The sequence below is a fragment of the Polaribacter sp. HaHaR_3_91 genome (assembly GCF_019278525.1).
Lineage (GTDB): Bacteria > Bacteroidota > Bacteroidia > Flavobacteriales > Flavobacteriaceae > Polaribacter.
Genome location: NZ_CP058986.1, coordinates 3,667,517 through 3,687,622, shown reverse-complemented (window position 1 = coordinate 3,687,622; position 20,106 = coordinate 3,667,517). Strand labels below are relative to the sequence as shown.

Annotated in this window: 14 protein-coding genes; 1 reads left to right on the top strand and 13 read right to left on the bottom strand. The window is 27.9% G+C overall.

The window, feature by feature from the left end; translation table 11 throughout:
- Window positions 1–433: 433 nt before the first annotated feature.
- Complete coding sequence (locus H0I27_RS15405) at window positions 434–1,636, bottom strand: hypothetical protein (protein ID WP_218731526.1); 1,203 nt, start codon at window positions 1,634–1,636, stop codon at window positions 434–436.
- A 346-nt stretch (window positions 1,637–1,982) separates the two neighbouring features.
- Here H0I27_RS15405 and H0I27_RS17780 point away from each other — a divergent pair, with 346 nt between their 5' ends.
- Window positions 1,983–2,198: a hypothetical protein gene (locus H0I27_RS17780; protein WP_368407321.1), complete on the top strand. Its 216-nt coding sequence runs from the start codon at window positions 1,983–1,985 to the stop codon at window positions 2,196–2,198.
- 324 nt (window positions 2,199–2,522) lie between these two features.
- Here H0I27_RS17780 and H0I27_RS15395 read toward each other — a convergent pair whose 3' ends face one another.
- From H0I27_RS15395 to H0I27_RS15340, 12 genes are all read right to left on the bottom strand, one after another.
- A complete protein-coding gene (locus tag H0I27_RS15395) occupies window positions 2,523–3,386 on the bottom strand; it encodes a hypothetical protein (protein WP_218731524.1) in 864 nt (287 codons plus the stop codon).
- Window positions 3,386–7,090, bottom strand: coding sequence for an ATP-binding protein (locus tag H0I27_RS15390; RefSeq protein WP_218731522.1), 3,705 nt, complete (start codon window positions 7,088–7,090; stop codon window positions 3,386–3,388). The genes H0I27_RS15395 and H0I27_RS15390 overlap by 1 nt, the downstream gene beginning before the upstream one ends.
- Window positions 7,074–7,646 (bottom strand): hypothetical protein, encoded by a 573-nt coding sequence (locus tag H0I27_RS15385; protein WP_218731520.1) that lies wholly within the window; start codon window positions 7,644–7,646, stop codon window positions 7,074–7,076. The genes H0I27_RS15390 and H0I27_RS15385 overlap by 17 nt, the downstream gene beginning before the upstream one ends.
- 6 nt (window positions 7,647–7,652) lie before the next feature.
- Window positions 7,653–8,849 carry a hypothetical protein gene (locus tag H0I27_RS15380; protein WP_218731518.1) on the bottom strand — a complete coding sequence of 399 codons (1,197 nt, stop codon included), beginning with the start codon at window positions 8,847–8,849 and terminating at the stop codon, window positions 7,653–7,655.
- 181 nt (window positions 8,850–9,030) lie between these two features.
- Window positions 9,031–10,035, bottom strand: coding sequence for an IS30 family transposase (locus tag H0I27_RS15375; protein ID WP_218731516.1), 1,005 nt, complete (start codon window positions 10,033–10,035; stop codon window positions 9,031–9,033).
- A gap of 215 nt (window positions 10,036–10,250) precedes the next feature.
- On the bottom strand, window positions 10,251–11,015 hold the full coding sequence (locus H0I27_RS15370; RefSeq protein WP_218731514.1) for a hypothetical protein: 765 nt from the start codon (window positions 11,013–11,015) through the stop codon (window positions 10,251–10,253).
- A 348-nt stretch (window positions 11,016–11,363) separates the two neighbouring features.
- Window positions 11,364–12,512, bottom strand: coding sequence for an AraC family transcriptional regulator (locus H0I27_RS15365; RefSeq protein WP_218731512.1), 1,149 nt, complete (start codon window positions 12,510–12,512; stop codon window positions 11,364–11,366).
- A gap of 189 nt (window positions 12,513–12,701) precedes the next feature.
- Window positions 12,702–13,262: a hypothetical protein gene (locus H0I27_RS15360; protein ID WP_218731510.1), complete on the bottom strand. Its 561-nt coding sequence runs from the start codon at window positions 13,260–13,262 to the stop codon at window positions 12,702–12,704.
- A 153-nt stretch (window positions 13,263–13,415) separates the two neighbouring features.
- Window positions 13,416–13,874: a hypothetical protein gene (locus H0I27_RS15355; protein WP_218731508.1), complete on the bottom strand. Its 459-nt coding sequence runs from the start codon at window positions 13,872–13,874 to the stop codon at window positions 13,416–13,418.
- A 167-nt stretch (window positions 13,875–14,041) separates the two neighbouring features.
- The gene (locus tag H0I27_RS15350) at window positions 14,042–17,284 is read right to left on the bottom strand and encodes a YCF48-related protein (protein WP_218731506.1); all 3,243 of its coding nucleotides are present in this window, start codon (window positions 17,282–17,284) and stop codon (window positions 14,042–14,044) included.
- A gap of 181 nt (window positions 17,285–17,465) precedes the next feature.
- On the bottom strand, window positions 17,466–18,707 hold the full coding sequence (locus H0I27_RS15345; RefSeq protein ID WP_254713102.1) for a PorT family protein: 1,242 nt from the start codon (window positions 18,705–18,707) through the stop codon (window positions 17,466–17,468).
- Window positions 18,708–18,913: 206 nt separating this feature from the next.
- Window positions 18,914–19,543: a hypothetical protein gene (locus H0I27_RS15340; RefSeq protein ID WP_218731503.1), complete on the bottom strand. Its 630-nt coding sequence runs from the start codon at window positions 19,541–19,543 to the stop codon at window positions 18,914–18,916.
- Window positions 19,544–20,106: the final 563 nt, after the last annotated feature.

Below are 20,106 nucleotides of genomic sequence, written 5' to 3'. Positions count from 1 at the left end.
AATCCTTTTATATTATACTGATATAGGTTGACCTTTTTTTAGGTTAATTTATACCGTTCCTCATTTGATTGTCGAGTTTATATCCCGTAATTTGCTTAGAATATGCATGAGTAACGATTGCTAAGTAGTTGTGTCCATTCTGAATTTGGTCAACGACGAATAATTTGAGCTCTAAAGGTGCTTTTTCGTACGTTTTTTTTGCCAGGGTTGTTTTGAGTTTTCATAAGTGACTATAATTAAGTGTTTAATTTTTAGTCAACCTATTTCAGGAAAGTACATTTCCTAAATATTGTACAACGTTGTTTTGTATGGAAAGTTGCGATTTTGTGAACGAGGAATTTCCAGCGGAAATTCAGAAGTTTGCAAAGAAGCAACAAGTTTTAGTTTAAACCAAATATAGCAATTTTTTATAGAAGGTGTTGGCAAACGTTTTTTATTTTTCCAACCATTTATTAATTTCTTCAATTATTATTATATAATCATCATATTTTGATTCATTATAATCATAATCTTCTTTCAAGTTTTCTTTTAGAACTTCTCCGTTTCCTATTGCTTCTGAAAAGAATTTTTGTTGTTTATAAAATTCATCTATGAAATCATCATCTACATAATTAGGAATTCCCCACGCTTCATAATGTCTTTTTAACGGTAAATAAAATACAAATCCTGTAAATATATCTTTATACTTATAATTATGTTTGATAAAAGGAAAAAGGTCAAATAATTCATTTCCAAAAGGACTATTTTTAAAATCAAAACCTAAACTTTCTTTGTTTATAATTTTAAATGATGCATCCCATTTTCCATTCTGTATAGGCCTTTGTACATAGTCTTTATATGTCTCATTTTTATCTGATTCAACGACTTTTAACGTTGGAGCTAACCCATTTAAATATACATTTGAAACATCATTTTTGTAAGTCTCAATTAATTTATGTCCAACATTTTTGTCATCGTTTTCAAAAAAAGTTTTTGAAAAAGCATGTCTTGAATTCATAATTACTAAACTTTTTTTTCGTGAAGAGTTTAGCTTTATACTATCATAAACATGAATAATGTTTTCTGCCATTGCGCTATCTCGATGTTTGTAAATTCCATTAAAATACGTTAAAAAATTTTCTTTACTGGAAAGGTTTTCTTTGGAAGGGTCTTTAACGTCTGAAACAAATAAGTTTATTTTTTGATCTGCTGGTAATGAAAAATTAAGTGTATTTATTTTGTCTATAAAATAATAGAAATTAGCAGCACTCCAACCATTCCATTGAATTTTTCTGTAAAGATTTAGAAGTTGTTTTTCTTTTTCTTTAGAATCTGTAAAATCAGTTTTAGTAAAATCTAACACAGCTTTTTGATTACTTATTGAACCTATTTCTGTAAAAATATTTCCGACATTTTTTTTGAAATAATCGGAACTTACAATGTCATATATCAATTCATATTGAGTCATTTCTCCATGATTTCTTTCACATAAAATAACGATGTCATGTTTTTTCCACAAGTTAATTATATAATCTTTTGCACTTGTGTTTTGTGTTTCTAGAAAAGAAACATATTTTGCTAATTCAGGATTTGTGTCTTGACAAAAAGCAAAAGCATTTGTCAAAACAAGGACGAATATTAATAATTGTTTTTTCATTTTAATGTTTGCCAACGTTGTTGTGTGGTTAAGCAACTAAGTTAGCAAACTTTTACGAACCCGTGAATATTCCGCAGGAATATTCGCAAGTAGGGAAGAACCTAGCAATTAATTATACACGGCTTAAGTTAGCATTTTATAATAAAAGACTAAATTTAAGCATATAAATCAGAAAGCACAAAAGAGAGGAGTAAGGTTATTATATACGGAGAGACTTTAGATCTCGTCAACATTGAAAATCCCCTCTCTTTTCTACACAGATTTCGTACAGTTCTATGAGGCTTTTAGACCTCGATTTTAAGTCGTTGAAACTCGCGTAGTATGTCCTTTCAAAAAACATTCTCTTATGAATAAAGATATAAAATATTTTGGACTTGACATCAGTCATTTATTTTTTGATGTTACCGATTCTTTAGGTAATTATTACCAATTTAAAAATAGCATTTCAGGCTTTAAAAAGTTCGTAAAACTACTAGATGTAAATAGTCATTGTGTGATGGAAGCTACGGGCTATTTACTATTTATGTGCAGTTTTAATGCCTGTAAATATAACTATGCTTGAAAGCAATTTATGATAGAATAGTCGCTAAAGGAAAGAGCAAAAAACTAGCCTTAATAACGGTATGTAATAAGCTACTAAAACAAGCTTTTGCGATTGCTAAATCCGGACTAACTTATGATAATAATTATAGAAGTGTTTTAGTGAAAAATTAATGAGTTTTTACTTGCTTTTTACCACAGTATTTTGTTGTGCATAGTGCTTTCTCGTTCTGCTTGATTTTCCGATGTTTGTTATTTAGTTCGGAAGTGAGCGTTGGCGAGACATACTCTTTTGCAATTTTGGGCTTGTGTGTTGGCTGAAGCGAATTGCGAATGTGTATGGCTTTTAGCTTTGGTTATTCGTTTCAATATAATATTCTTGGTCTAGACCTTTTTTTTCTTTTTTGATTAATTCAATTAAATCTATAACTCTTGATTCCTGTATTTTGTCAATTTTGAAATTTACTTTTTGATTATCAAATCGTTCTCTATTACCATCATTTCTTAAATCACTTTTAATATTTTCAGGAATAAAAAATGTCGCTTTTTCTGATAAATGCTTTTTATATTCGTTTAAGTATATCCCAATTCCTGCAATATCAAAATCTCCAAAATGCAAATAATTATTTGGGATAGAATTCATCCATTTTATAAAATCTTTATTTTGGTTTTGAGGATAACGAGAAACAAACAAAGGGTTTATATTTTTAAATAAGTATTTCTGTTCTTGTATTTGACTAAAATTTTTAGCATTCTCAACACCAATAACGGTTATTTCTTTTGGGATTATAAAAGATTCATAATCATATATAAAAACAAAGCTTCCTTTAATAGGATTGATGATTATGGTTTCATTATTCAGTTCTGCCTTTATTGGACTATAACTATTCATTAAAAAGCCTTTAAAAGCTCTCTCTTTTGATTTTTTAGAATCTGTTGTGATTTTTACAAGTTCTGCACGAGTTGAATTTTCATTTTCTAATGCTAAAATGTATTTATTCAAATTATTAATTTGCAATTGATTTGCTAAATAGGTGTGTAGATCCACTTTATTTATTAATTCTAATGACTTTTTGTGTTTTCCTTTTCGAGTTATAATATTCTCAAATACTAAATCGTCAATTAATCTACTTTTAGCAGAGTGATTAGGAATAGATTCTCCATTGATTAGTTGTACTAATACTTTTGCTATTTTTAATGTTAATTTCATTAATTAAGAACTTTGGTATTTACTTTAACCAATCGATTAATTTTTGTGATGTATTTTTTAGTGTTATTTTTAGATTGTTCTTTTGCAAGTTTATATGTGTATTTATAATCTGTAGCATTTTGACTTGTTGGTGAACCATTAATTAGTAAAATGTTTCTTTCGTTCGCAAATCTTAAAATCCCTTTAACATTATTAGGGTGAAGTCTACCTATTTCATCCATCATACAATGTAATTTAAAATCTTTGAATTTTTTAGAAGCACTATCTTTAAAAACATTTAGAAGTAAAATGTTTATCATAGCTTTGACTAAAACATCCGTTCCCTCACTACCAACATTAGAAAGTTTTTCTACCCATCCAGAATCATTATCATTCTCTATTATTCTAAATTGTAAATCAAAAGACTCTGAAAGTGTTAGAGTTGTGCTTTTTGACTTTATTAATTCTTTGACTAATTGTTTTAATAAATCTACCGCTTTTTGATTTTTTGAATTACTTTCTGAGGAAGTAAAAAGATTTGTTTCTCCTAAAGCAAGACTGTTTTCATCATTAAACTCTTTTATCTGAATTAATAATTTGACGATTGGATTAGAACTTTCTAAAGTTTTCATTTCCATTCCTTTGATGGCTTGAACAAAGTTTTTGCCAATAAAATCATCATTAATTTTTTTGATTATTTTTTCAATTTCTCCTTTTTTAGAGTTCAGTTCAGTTGTTTCTCTGCCTATTAAGCGAATGATATTTGCAAATCGATTATTTACTCGGTTTTCATATTCGTTAATTTTATCCAATTCGATAAATTCTTTAAGTTCAGATGCAAAGTTTAAAAATTCAATATCTTCATTTAATTTTACTTTAAAGCTAAATATATTCTGTTCGCTAAAATTACCAGTAAATGCATTTGTAGATTGTTGTAACTCTTTAAATATCTCGATTCCTTTATAATGTTTGTCATTTACTTCTGCAATAATTGAGATAGCCGTTTTTGTCTCAATAATTTCTCTAATTGGCTCAGAAAAATAAATATGGATGCTTTTATAAGTTTCTGACTTTTCTTTAAACTCAATAAATTTCTTTTCGTCATTATCAAATTCATCAATTTTAGACTGTATTGATTTAACAAAATCTTCTTGTTTAGAATATTTTGTATTTATTTTATTCAACTCAATTTTATGTTCAGTAACTATTGAAGCTTGTTTTTTTTCTAAACTAGTTTTCTCAACTTTTAATTGAGGTACTTTGTCAAAGAGTTCTCTTTTGTCTTTGTTGTACTCAATAACAATTGTTTCGTTCTCTTTTATATAATCTAAGTCCTTTTCTATATTGTTTAATTTATCATCAATTATATTGAGTCTTTTCGTGTCAGCTCCTTTGTTGTCTAATTCTGAGTTTTGTTCTTTTTTGAGCTCTTGAATACGTTTATCTGATACTTCTTTACTATTTGAGATAGAAGTTTTTATTTCGGAAATGGTATTATTTCTGATTTCCTCTAAAGATTTAATTTCAGAATCCCGTTCCTTTTCTTTTAAGCTTGTTTTACGCCTTATTCCTTTTTTTATAAATTCAAGGTTATCTTTAGCTTTTAATTTCTTTGAAGCAACTTCATCTAAATCATTTTCTAGTTTTTGTAAAATAGCTTCTTTTTCAGATTTAGCTTTTGAAATCCATTCATCTAAATCAATTTTATTTTTCTTTAACTTTTCTTCGTTTTGTGATATTGTATATTCATTTTCTGCAATAACTTCTCTAAGACTATTTAGTTTTTTCTTAAATTTAGTTTTCAGCTTTTTTAAACTTTCCTCTTTATTTACATTAAATTGCTTAATAGTATTTTGAACTTCAACAATCTTACCTTTATATTCCTCAATTTCTTCATTGTATTCTTTGACAGTTTTAATACTGTTTTTTAAGGTGTTTAAGTTTAACTCTATACCAAATAGGGTAGAGGAAGTACTATCAATTAGTTTAGGGTTTAGTTCTGTGTTGAATAATACATTGTCTTCATCAATTACTTTACCTATAGTGTTTTGCCAATTAGGAATATTATTGTCATTTAACCAGCCGTAAAGAGAAGATTTACTTTGTTGAATTTTGTTTTCAATTTTCTCGATTTCAAATGCTATTTTTTGACTTTTTTCTTTTTCTTTCTCAACTGACGAATTATTAATTCTTTCAACTTCTTTTGCCTCTAATTCCCACTCCTTAAGAATTGTAGCTGTTTGATTTGTTGAATTTAATATGATGCTTTTCGAGCTTGAAATTTTGTCATCAAGTGTTTTTTTATCGGCTTTACTCTTCTCAATTTCTGTAGAGAAAAAGGTTTTATGTTTTAATTCTGATTTGCTTCTTTTTAGGCTATTTTCATTTTCTTTTATTTTTTCTAAAACATTGTAACCTTTATCTACTTCATCTTTATTTTCTTCTTTAATTTGATTTATCAATTTTTGGTAGGCATCAAATACTGAAGTCTTATTCTCTCCAAAATCACGCTGTATTTTATTGATTTCTGCGTTTTGCGTATTGGTAAACTCTTGTTGTTGATTTTGAATTTGGGAAATGAGAGCTTGAAATTTCTGACTAATTTCTGTGAATTTAGAGGTTAGCAGATTTTTTTCGTCCCCTAAAGTTTTTTGTTCAATAGTTAAAGCATCTTTTTTTGCAACTTTTGAAATTATTTGATTGATATTTTGATTGTCATAATCAACCTTTTTTTCTTTCGATTTCGTTAATACTTTTTTGAGATAATCAATATCTGAAATTAACTTTTGTTCTCTTTTTAAATGAAGCTCTTTTAAATTTTCTTTACTTTTATATAAGGTATTTAACTCATTATTTTCTTTCTTAAAACTAGAAGATAAAAGTGGCTTTTCATTTTCTATGTAATTTATTCTAGATGCTAATTCATAAGCTAGCTCTTTCTTTTCCCTTTTTAGGAAATTGTAAACTCTGAATCTATCAATAATTTTATCAGCTTGTTTCCTGGCTACAATTTGCCCTTTTCTATTTTCTTTAAACCATATTTTAATATCGTTAATTTGAGTTTCAAAATCACGTAAATGATTTTTAGAATAATTCTCTATATCTATAAGAAACTCCTCTTCATTTAGAGAATTTATTATGGTGTCTTTAATAAATTTCGCTTCTAAATTAGTATTGAGAAGTACGTTTTGAATAGTTCTTGGTATATTTTGATATTGCTTACTTTCTATTAAAGCATACTTTTTAAGTTCAGGCTTTAATCCATTATTATCTCCATAAATGATTCTACGAAAATCTTCATAACTCTTTATTAAATTTGTGTAATAAATCTCTTTACCAAAAGCATTTCTAATTTTATCCCAACTTTCAAAAGCTTTATTATCCTTATCGATAAATAATTCTCGCTTATACTCAGAATTAAAAAACCTGAATGCAACTTTTCCATTTACTTTGTAGGCTAAAACACAAAAAGGAATGTTGTCTTTTATAATTTCGTAAATAATATATGAGTTTTGATATTGAAAATAATAATCATCAAATCCCTTTTTCTCTCTCGGTATCCCAAGCTTTGTTTTATTTGCATTGTAAAAAAATAAAATAGCACGAAGCAATGTACTTTTTCCAACACCTTGCGTTCCAATTAAATGAACATTTCCATCTAATTCAATTTCTGCGTATTGTACAGATGCGCTATTTATAAAAACTATTTTATTCAGGTATCTCATTTTCTATTTCTTCGGGAATATTAATAGCTGTTATAATGTTTTTCAAATAATTTAGTGAAGTAAGTACTTTGTATGTTTCTGAAATCTCATTTTCTAATGTTATAAAATTATCTTTTTCAAGTTTCTCAATTATTTTTTTTATTCTATCTGAGTAACTTTTTTTGTCAACACCTATTTTTTTTAATTGTTCTAGTTTGGTTTTTAAATCTGCATTGTTTTTTAGTTGATTTACAATGTCTGATGGTGAAAACCTAAAGCCTACATCAAAAGAAGAATCAAAAGTTTTAAAAAAGTCTAGTATGTCAATCCAATTAAATGCTTTTTCTAGTTTCCTGTCTAAGTCTGCATTATTTTCTATACGACTGAAATAGAAAAATTCATTGCCTTGTTCTAAGATATAGTTGATTTGATAAAAGTATTCGTATAAATCTTCAAATGTTTCTTGATCTTCTAAAATCCTATAAAGCTTTTGAATGTCATTATCTGGGCTGTTTGAACAGATGAATTGTCCTTTGCGAAGCACGTCAAATATTTCTGATGTATATTTTGTAATCATTAAAATTTATTTTGAAAATACCATAGCATATTCAATACCATTGGTGATTTGGAAATTGTCTTTTATTTTTAATTCTTGCTCATATTGAGAAATGATTTGGCAGAAGATTGTTACTCGTTCATTAAAATCTACGTCTTTTGAAAAATCATAATTTAAAATAAAATTGAATAAGTTATCACTTGTAGCAACAAATCGATTTCGTACTTCTTCTAAATTAATCATTATTTCTTTCTCAATACTATTTTCAAGATATTCATTAGAAATACTATCTGCTATTTCTGGTTTGAAGAGTAACCTGTCCTTATGCTGTTTAGCAATTCTCTTAATTGCTTCAAAAGCTTTTTCATTTTCTCTAAGAAAATCAATAGATAAGTTTAAAGACTGATTTGTTCTTCCCTCAAAAATCACGTGATTCTTATTTGATACTATTTGTTTAATGTCTGTTTCTGCTTCAATAGTAAAATTGTCTTTTAAATATTTTAGTTTTCGTAATTTTTCTAAGAACCTCCCTTGTTGTTTTATTTGATTTAGAAAATCAATTATCTGTTTTTCTATTTCAATTAGGTTATGTGAGCATTCTCCTAGCTGATGTTTTAATTCAATAATAATTCGATTCAATTCTTCGTCTAAGGCTCTATTAAAAAAAGTTAATTCTTCCTCGTTAATTAGAGTCAATGTTTGCTGTATCAAATTTGTTATTATTGTTCTTTTCTCATCAAGGTGTTCTAACTTTAATTGTTTATTCTTGTAATTAGATTCGTTTTTAAAGGTGTTTTCAATATTTCTTCTTAAATCTACCACACTTCGTAGTGTGACTAGTCCCATATTTCTAAACGTTTTTTTTATTAGCCTTAAATATGAATATCTGCGATTTTCATTAGGCTCATTTAAAAAATAAAGGATATGTTCTTTTATAGTTTTGATATTATCATCAATGTAGGACAAGTTAATTTCTTCACTAACATAAAGTACTTGTTCAAAGAATTCTAAAAATTGACCATCAAGTTCTAATAAGCCTCCATTTTCTCTTATAACAGATTTTTCTATTAACTTATCAATTCGACTTTCTTCGTAATCAACTAGTTCTAGTGCATCACTCAATCTGTAGTCTATGGATTTTCTTTTACTAAACATTTCAGATATCAGTTTTTCCTCTCTTTTCAAAGCGGTAACCAATTCTTTTATGTCATTGAAAGTATTCATCGTTTCGTTTTGTGCGTTGGCTAAAAAATAGCTCTTTTAGTTTTTTTAGCGTTGGCTTATGTGTCGGCAAAAAAACCAAATGTGCTGTTTGTGCGGTTGGCTTTTTTAGTTCAAATTTTAATGGTTTGCACCTTGGATTCAATGTTGTAACGCAACAAACCGTTTTTGTTTATTGATGTTACTAAGCTACAAATTTAAGTTCTAAATCCATCATTTCTTTTGGAGTTTTATATCCTATAATTTTTCTTGGTCTGTTGTTCAATTTTTCTTGAATATTTTGGAGTTTATTTACGTCAATTTCATTGAAGTTTGTTCCTTTTGGAAGATATCTTCTAATGAGTCCATTTGTATTTTCATTTGTTCCTCTTTCCCAGGAAGAATATGGATGTGCAAAGTATATTTTCATACCTGTTTTTTTAGTAATCATTTCGTGTCTCGCCATTTCAATTCCATTATCATATGTCATTGATTTTTTATAAATAGGATTTAATTTGTTTAATATTTTAGAAAACTCATTAGCTACTTCACCTGCTTTTTTAGACTCTAATTTTACTATTAAAGTAAATCTAGTTTTGCGCTCTACAATAGTTCCAATAGCACTTTTATGATTTTTTCCAATCACTAAATCTCCTTCCCAATGTCCCACTTCATTTCTAAGTTCAATATGTTGTGGTCTGTTGTCAATACTGACTTGGTTAATGATTTTACTTCCACCACCACGTCTTTTTTTAGGAGTTCTACGTCTTGTTTTTTTACGTACTAATAGTTTGATTAACTTTTTATTTAAACGAGCTTGTGGTCTAGTATAAATGTGTCTATAAATAGCTTCGTGTGAAATAGACATTATTAGATTATTAGGATACAACTCTTTTAATCTTCCAGAAATTTGTTCAGGATTCCAGTTTGATAAAAGTCCTTTGTAGACAAAAAATTTGAGTAAAGAATAAGTGCTTATTTTATCTAAATTTCTCTTGTTTAAATAATCTTCTTTAGCACACCAATGAGCAAGTTCAGCATCATATCTATGTTCTTTTTTTTGCACCCATTTATTCACTTCTCTACCGATAGTTGAACGAGATCTATTGAGTTTAATTGCTATATAAGATTTAGACTTTTCTTCATTTAAAAGAGTCTGAATAATCACTCTTTCTTTCAAAGTTAATCGTCTATGTTTTTTTACTTCCATTTTACAAATCTATAATTTTAGATTTGTTGCGTTAAGTTATTGAATGGAGGAGTACAAGTGAGCAATGTGCGCTAACGGTCTTGTATATGAAAAGTAGCGTTTAGGTATTCAATACTTTTCTCTTTGCCTAAAGATATTAAAAAAGCGCAAACCATTATGATTTGCGCTTAATTAGCTATTTTTTATATACGTTGTTAGCAAACGTTTTATTCTATTTAGTTTGTAGCGAAATTAGCTATACTAGTTCCGCCATTTGTTACTGTATTGTCAGCATATTTTACGTATGGCCTAAAATAGTATTGAGTTCCTGACATTAGAGGTTCTGCTACAGCAGAATAACTAGTAATTACAATAGTACCTTCGTTATGTATACCATCAAAATTCTCAATTGCATTTATACTACTGCTAGTGAAATCGCTATTTACACTATATTCAACACCAAATTCTATAGGCATTTCTTTAACAACATTATTAATATTTAATGTTACTGTGATAAAGTCTGTCTGAATTAAAAACGCGTCTGATTCTATATCTAAAGTAACATTTCTACTAGTACTCGCATCAACATCAGTACTTGCTTGTATCTCGTTTCCATAGAAATGAGTGCCATCACTGTATTCAAAATAACCTCTTATAAAATAAGTTTGACCACTTGTTAAATTTTCTATATAACCTGTTGCATCAGAATTATTACCAGATATACCTGAAGTACTATTAGCACCAACCTCAGGGTTAGATGAAGTACCATAAACAAAACCTCTGTCTGTTACTGTCCCAAAACCACTATCTTCTTGAAAAGTTCCCGAAACTATTAGATTTACAGTCCCATCAAAATTTATAAAAAAATCTGTGTTGGAATTAGTTGTAAAGTTACTATTAACAGTTGGTGGATTCATAGAATCATCATCGCTAGAACAACTAAATGTTAAGCTTAAAGTTAATAAGCAAATTACTGTTTTAAATAAATTTTTAATTTTCATTTTTTTTAATTTTTAGCGCACTTTTGCGCAATTATTTATTTTGTTATTTTGGTTTTACTAAATACTTTAATTAATGTATAAATTGTAATAAACTGAAGTAGTGGAAAAATAATAAGTAGGTCTACCCTAAATGCATCTTTGTTTTTTATAAGACTCCATTCTGTTACAAGTAATTCCCAAGAAATGAAAAGAATCCAGATAAAGATTATTACCATCAAAGTCAGTTTATTAGTCTTCATAATTCTAATTCTTGATTTGCTGGTGCAAAGATACGGCCAAGGACTATTTTTTAAGTCTTAAAAAAGGCTTGTTGAGTCTAGAAAACCGTTTTCTAGACTTATTACATAATTATAGACTCGTGTAGTTTTGTGGTAATATGTTGTTTTTAAACAATGTAGGTGTAAGGGAAGTGTGTTTTTTAAAAACACTATAAAATGTTGCTTTTGAGCTAAATCCTGAGTCAAAAGCTATTCCTAACATATTTAAATGATTGTTTGAAGTATCTAATAATAACTTTTTTGCTTCTTCTACTCGATAATGATTTACAAATTGATTAAAGTTTTTGTCAGACTCGTCTCGTATGAGTTCCGATAAATTCCGTTGCGTTATTTTAAGTTTTAAAGACACATCTGCTAAAGATAAATTGGGCTCTAAAAATAATTTTTCATCATCCATTAATGCAATTAACTTTTCATAATGATCTTTATTATTAGTTTTTAATCTATTATTGGTTTCATTAACATCACTTTGTTGATGGTCTATCTTTTTAATACTAGCGATTTTAGTGACAAAAAGCTTAGACTGCTTTATACCGGAAATCCCTATCCAGAAAATAAAAACGACATTAATTATTGAAATGGCTGGATAGATGTAATCATCATAAAATATTCCTTCTAAAAAAAGTGAAGACAATATAATAATCAGAAAGGTAAACAGAAACATAAGAACACCCTTTGCCCAAGTGAGTAATTTTCCTTCTGTATTTGAGTAAAATTCTTCAACTTTTGTTTTTTGCTTATTAATGAATTTAATAGTTAGAAAGATATAATATATTGAATAAGCAAATGATAATATTTCAATCAGAGACAATACATTAGAAAAACTTTCTGAATTATGCAATTTTACTTTTGTACCCACACTTAGCATAAAAAGTACTGTATAACTTATAAATTCTAGTATTCCAGGCAAAAGGATGAGTACAATTTTCTTTTTAGTTAAATTAATATTAGAAATTCCTTTAACATATATATAGAATAAAGGAAGTATTAAATAAAAAAAGTTAAATGGTAAAAACAGCAACCAAGGTTCAGATTCAAGAATGTTTAAATCGTGAAGGATTGAGTTTAAGAGTTCTGCGCAATACGCAATTAAAAATAAGCCTAAAAAAAGCTTGGGTTTTATGCGTCTGCCCTCGATTATTAATACCAAGCCTAAAAACACACCTTGAACTAACCCGAGTATATCGATTAAACTGACAATGTTATAGTTAATTTCCATTTACGTAATTATGAATAGAATTCTAGGAATGAATAATGTTGATTCTAATGTTTGCTAACGTTGTTGTATAAGCATTGTTGCGTTGTTTAAGCAATGAATTTACTAAATAAAACACGAACGGCGAAATTCCGAAGGAATTTCCCAAGTGAGCTACAACTAGCAATAAAGTTTATACGGTGTTACCTGTAGTTATTTTTTCCGATACACTTTTAAATTATATTTAAATTCAGTTCCGTCACTTTCCAAAAATTCAAACACTTTCAATTCCGTTTGAGTGATTTCCGCTATTTCTATTTCGTTTTTCGTAAACTCAATTAAAGAACCAGATTTTTTTAATTGTTCCAAAAGACCAGGCGCAAGTTTGTCAATCGGAACGTTGTATTGTGGTTTGTCAAAGGTCATTATAACGACCTTTTCTTTTGAGTCATATTCCCATTTTCCACTTTCACAATTTTCCGAATTTTCACAACCAATTAGTTTATAAGTTCCATTTTTTTCAATCCGCATACTTGGTCTCCAAACAACTTCATTGGCAGTAATTGTGTCGTTTACAAAATGTTTTATTTCGGTAATAATTTTTCCGTTTTTATCAGTCAATTTTTGAAATTCCCACGTTCCAATAAACAGTTTTTCAATTTGTTCCGAACTTTTCTTCGTTTTTGCGTCGTCAACTAATTCCAAATAAGTTTTAGATGACTGGCAATAAGTCAAAATCGGAAATAATATTATGGCAAGCAGGATGTTTTTCATAATTACAGGTAACGGTTTTGTGTATTAAAAGTTGCGATTTTTACTCACTTCTATTTTCCGCAGGAAAATAGAAGTGAGTAAAAAAGCAACAACTTTTGGTTAAGCTAAAATTAAGCAATTTTTATTACACGTTGTTGTGCAACGTAATTTTATTTAATTTTCAATTCCTAACTTTTCGTATCGGTTAATTCTTCGTTCATTAAATTCAAAATAGAATTCTTTCTCTGTTATTTCTTCTTTGATTAAACTTTCAAGATTCTTTACGTTTTCTAATTTATAATATATTCTTTTATGTTCATTATCTATACCTAATTCAAAACTGTTTTTTGTTTGCGTTAAGATATTTCCTTTGAAATTAGAGTCCATTTTTGAAAAGAAGAATAGCGAATCTTTTTCCAAAATCATATTTCTAGGAAACATCATTAAGACATATTCTGAACAAATATGAACAGTATCGTTTTTTATAAAAATTTCAGCATAGTCAATTTCTCCATTTTCAAGTTTTATTAAACTACTCGAATACCAGTTTCCATCAATATTCCTTTCCTTTTTAATTCCATTACAGCTCAATAGTATAAAAATTGAAAATAATAAAGTCAATTTTTTATTCATTTTCGTATTTTGTTTTATGTTGCACAACGTTTATGTATATGGTTAGTTGCATCTTAAAATTCACTAAACTTTATTTAATCACTGGACTATATAAATAAACACTTAACTTTACTTAAGCGATTTATAGCAATTAACTATATACTGTGTTGGGCAATCGTGTTTTTATATTAATTCAGTATAAATTTTTTAGATATCGTTTTATTATTTGTGAAATTCACCTTTAAAAAATATATCCCTTTTCCAAAATTGGATACGTCTATTTTTATAGCTTCAGAGTTATTTGGTTTATTTTCTTTATAAATAAGTTTTCCTAAAACATTATACAATACAATAGAATTTATTTGTTCGGAACTTTTTAATTGAATGTTTACAAATTTATTAGCAGGATTCGGATAAACAGATATTAGTTCATTTATGGAAAAATCACTTATGCTTAATGTACCTGTTGTAAATTGATAAGTGCCTGAATAAATAGTATTGCCGTTATTAGTAGCAACCAGTCTATAGTAATAAGTTTGATTTGGAAGGATATTGTTAATTGTGGCTTTTATTAAATTTGTACTGTAACCATAAGCAAAATTAGGTGTTCCCATAATTGACGAACCAAAAGTATCTGTTATACCATATTCAAATTGAATATTTGTTAAATAAGAACCATAGCTATTAATTAAACCTTTTAATTCTAGAGTGTTTGTTTCTGGCTCATCTATTGTGCCGGAAACCATTATTATATACCCAGAAAGATTAAAGACACGTTCTTCACTAAAAATTGTTTCACCATTATGTAAAGCCTTTAATCTATAATAATAAACTGAATTTGCATCCAAATTTGATATTGTAGCATTTATATAAGCTGAATTATTAGCATTAAGTTGTGAAGGACTGGTTGCAACATTGTTTTCGTAATCTATAGTGCCATACTCGAAAACTATATCTGTGATATCTTGACTGTAAGATGTTAGATTTGCTGATAATGTAACATCATTTCCATTAATGTTTGGATTATATAAATTAATACTATATTCTGGATAGGTAGTGAAAGATAAAATTTCACCATAAATATCTACGCCTTCATGAGTAGCTTTAATTCTATAAAAATATTGTGTTTCAGGGATGAGATTATTTAAATCAGCTATAATATTTTCATTTGTATTTCCTGTTACTAAAAACGGTGCTCCATTTACAATATTATTAAGAGCATCTGCACTTGTGCCATACTGAAATTCAATATTAGTTATGTCATTCTCATTTGAAACTATATTTCCAGAGATAGCTGCACTATTTGAGGTATAGTTGTAAGTATAATTTGTTGTTATTTCATAATCTGGAAGAGTTGTAAAACTTAAAAGCTGGCTGCTATAATTAGTAGAATTATGAGTACCTCTTAAACTAAAATAATATGTAGTGTTTGGGTTTAAGTTAGTTAAATCTGTAGAAACGTTTAAAGACTCGTCAGCATTTATTGAATTTGGTGATACTGTCATATTATTGCCTCCACTAACAAAAAACTCAATATTAGAAATTACTCCTTCATTAGAAGTTGCATTACCAGTTAAATTAACACTAGAATTTGTAATGTTTTGTGCAGAATTTGCATGTAAAATAGCTGCATCATATTCTACATCACTTCTATATATTTTACCATTTGAGCCAGCTGTAAAAATTTTATCATTGATAAGTTCAATTGAATTTATACCATATTGAGTAGTCAAGTAGCCCCAACTTTCTCCACCATTCATAGTTCTGTATACTTTTCCATCTTCATCAGCGATATATCCAACATTTTTAGAATAGAATTTAACTAATTCATAATATTCATAAGGGATTGAAAGTTCTTGCCATGTTGTTCCTCCATCAGTTGTTTTATGCATTAAAGCATTATCTCCGACAAAGTAACCGTTATTTTCATCTAAAAAATAAAAGTCATTAATGTCTTCTTCTACTTCGATACTAACATTCCAAGTAGTTCCACCATCTATAGTCTTATATATTCTTCCATTAGAGTAACCTACTCTTCTACCATAACCTATTTGGCTATTTAAAAATTGAACTTGTCCAAACCCTATAACAGAATTAAGGTATGACCAAGTATCTCCACCGTCAATTGTTTTAATTACTCCTCCGCCGGCAAAACCTATATTTTCGTCTATAAAATGAATATATTTTAAATTGTTTGATGTTAACGAATTACCATTATTTGTCGGATTCCAGTTTAATCCACCATCAGTAGTTTTGTAAACTTTTCTAGCTCCAAAACTACTACCTAGATTTCCACCAGCAGAAGCATAACCAATGTTTTCGTTAATAAATGAAATTTCATAAGTATATCCACCTTCTACAGGTGTTCCTAACAAAACAAATGTATTGCCACCGTCTGTAGTTTTAAAAACTTGATTACCAACTAGAACATATGCAATATTTTGATTTATAAATTCTATTTGATTCACATCATTATATGTTGTTGAATGTTGAGTCCATGTGCTTCCACCATCAATAGTTTTAATTATGCGCCCACGAGCTCCTGTTGCATAGCCAATATTGTTATCTTGAAAATAAATACCATACATGGAAGTATTACCATATCTACCATTTTGAAAACCTGCCCAAGTCCAAGTATTTCCAGAATCTATAGTTTTAAAAATCACTCCATGATCGCCTGTTGCATAACCAATATTCTCGTTCAAAAAATAGATTGAATATATAGCATCATTAATATCTGTCACTTCTATCCATGTTTCTCCTCCATCTGTGGTTTTAAACATGTCACTATGTTCCTGAGTTGAAAAACCGATATTTTCATTAACAAAATAAACCGTAAAATAATCTGAAGGCGTAATATTACTGTTATCTCTTGTTATATACCAATTTTGACCTCCATCTACGGTTTTTAGTATTATTCCATTATTACAAACTGCATGCCCAACTAAAGAACTAGTAAAAGATGTTTTATTTACTGCAGAGTTTGGAATACTCAAACTTTCCCATGTAGTTCCTCCATCTTCAGTCTTTACGATACTATTTGAAGTTGACAATATAATAGTGTTATCATCAATAATATTTACAGTATTAAAACTGCTATTAAATCCTGTAGATATTTGACTCCACGATGCTCCACTGTCAATAGATTTTAAGACGTATCCATAGTTTCCAACAATATAACCAGTTGCATTATATAAACTCAAATCATTTCCACTAGAGATATTCTGTTTCTTTAACCAAGTGCTTCCAGCATCTATTGTTTCTAAAAGCTCATTAGATGTTATTATATATCCAATATTAGTTGTTGCAAACTCAATATCTTTTCCTGTATTAGCAGTTGGCTTTGGGTTTAGTAATTCCCAATTTGTTTGAGAGTGAATTTTATTTATACATGTTATAATACAAAATAGGATAAGTAGATTTTTTTTCATTTCAATTTATTAATTTAATTATTCAGTTCGTCCAACATGTTGCCCAACGTGTTTGTATATAGTTTGTTGCGTGTTTTAAGCACCTAATTTAGCAAATAAAAACCGAATATAGAATCCTCGAGAATTTTCGTAAGTAGGCTAGAACTAGCAATAAATTATATACGGTGTTATGGGGTGTTTTTTATAATATAGAAAACCCAAATATTATTGAAAATGTTTTATAGTTAGAACTCCAAAATTCCTCTTTATAAAAAGTGTCTCTACTTGTTTGATATCTCATCTCTAAATTATATTTGTCATAAAGTTTATAACCTATTCCAAAAGCCAAATTTTGAGAAGATTCAATGTTTACAGATTTAAAAATCGGACTGTTAGATGTATTAAATTCAAATGATGATTTTGTGCTTAAATCAAAAATGATTGAAGCATTTATAAAAATTTTTGAATTACTATTAAGTAATAAATAATGTCTTAAACCTATAGGTATTTCAATAGAAGTGTAATCAACTTTAATTATTCCATCCGCATTTAGCACCTGTATTATTTCTTCTCCACTCTGTAATTCTTCACTAAATACTACATCTACATTATTGATTGATTTTTGAGATTTAAAATACTGATAAGTTGGTTCAATGAAAATTGTCCATTTATTTTTTTTAATAGGTAAAGTGATTTCAGCTTCTAACCCAATTCCAAATCCTGTTTTATTTCCAAAATCTATAACATCTTTAGAAGTAAATCCATCATTTTGTACTGTTAAAGATGAACTATTTAAACGAGGTCTGATTGTTAAATTAAAGATATCTCGTTTTTGTTTTGGTTCGAAATAATTTAAAAGATAGTTTTGACATTCACTATATTCTGTAAAAATTGTTTTTAAATCTTTTGAGTTATACCCTAAACTTTTAAATTTACTCATTTTGAAGTCTGGACATTTTAAATCATTCAATAATTGCTGTCTAAATTGATTGTTTTTCCCAATTTTATTTTCGACCGTTTTATAACTTTTAAAGACTAATTGCTCGATATTTGAATTTCCGGTTTTATAAAAATAGCGTGTTAATCCAGTATCAAGGTATTGGTATAAATTAGCCTTACCTTCTATTAATACTTTTAAAAAAAGTACCTCTTCTTTAAATTCAGGGTTTCTGTTCTTACTTATTTTACTAATAACTTCATTTGACCTATCAATATTCACATTAGCCTTGATATATTTTGAAATACCATTAATACCAAATTCTTTAACTGATTCTAAATTAGACTTTTTAAATTTATCTTTTTCGGATATTTTGTATTCAAATTGAGTTGGATTATTATTCCAATCAACAGTTCTAATTAGACAATTAATTTTTTGATTTGTATTATCAATAAAATAACCTTTCTCAAAAGAAATTTGTGAGTAGGAAGAAAAGCTTAATATCATTGTTAAAAAAAATAAAAAATGTTTTTTCATATTGTTTTAATTTCTCGTTTTTTTGTCGGATACGCGGTGTTAAATACCCCATAACGTTTTTGCATAAAAAGAGTTGCGGTTTTGCATGCGAGGATTTTCCGCAGGAAAATCAGCAGCTAGTAAAAAAGCAACTACTTTTCGTTTTAACTAAAATAAGCAATTTTTTTTATGCGGTGTTACCTTGCGTTTTTTTTCCGCTTGCTCTTTGCGTTTTCTATTTCGTGCGTTTTATAAATATCAGCTTTTAAATTTGCAAATGGAAAGTAATTGCTAAAATTATCAACTTCGTAAAAACTCTTTCCAGCATTTAAATCAGCAAACTTCATTAACATTTTGAATTCAATTTCTTCCGCGTTTTCGGTCTTTGCGTAATAAATATAAGTTTCTTTAAAACAATTCAATAATTTCAGCCAGTAGCCTCCAGAGTGTGGTCCTTTGTTTCCAACTTTATGTTTGTAAAAATCGTTAACCCTTTTGCTTAACGAAGTAGTTTTTGAGCTTGATTGTCCGATATAAACTATATTCTCGTTCTTATGCCAAAACTTACTAAAGTATTCAGTAGCCACATTTGCATCAGCCGTTGTTGAGTTTTCGATTTTTAAGTCAACCGCAATTTTTTTCCAAGCATTGAATTCATTTGGACAAATTGCAAAATTATAATTAGATGTAACTTTTACGTTTGGATTGTCGGTAAGAGCAATTATATAAATTCCGCTAAAATCCGCATCCAACTTTTCGTTCCATTTTACTGGAAGCGAATAGTCTAAATTAAACTCTCTAAATAGTTCGTCTATTGAAACTGCCATTGGTTTTTTGTTAAATGCAAGGTAACTGGTTATATGCAAACAAATATATTGTTTATCCGTTTATAAATTCCGGATAATAAAAGTTTTTACTTTTTATTATCACGCTTGTTTAGAATTAATATTTAAAAAAAATGATTCTGAAGTTTTATAGAAAACAGGACTTTCTTAAGTAAGATATTCATTCTTTATTTTAAAATTTAAATTTAATGAAAAAAATGTTAGGAATTAAAGGCTTAGATTTTTTTTATTGTTGACAGACTGTTTCATTTTTGTTGCTCTCTTTTTTCTTTTTGTAGTTTTTTATTTAAGTTTTACAATTGTTGCTATTTGAATTTCTTTTTATACTTTTTAAAATGAGTAGTATTATTTTAATATAATAGAGGAGAGTTTACAACTTTAAAAAGTCTTTAGTTTTTATTCTTGTGTCACTCAAATATGTTTATTATTTTTACTTAAATTAATTATTAATCAACGTACACGAAAACGTACACGATTTTATATAAATTAGATCGAAATAGCATGGTTTATGGAGTTTTTGTCAAACTCATAACCCGAAGGTCACT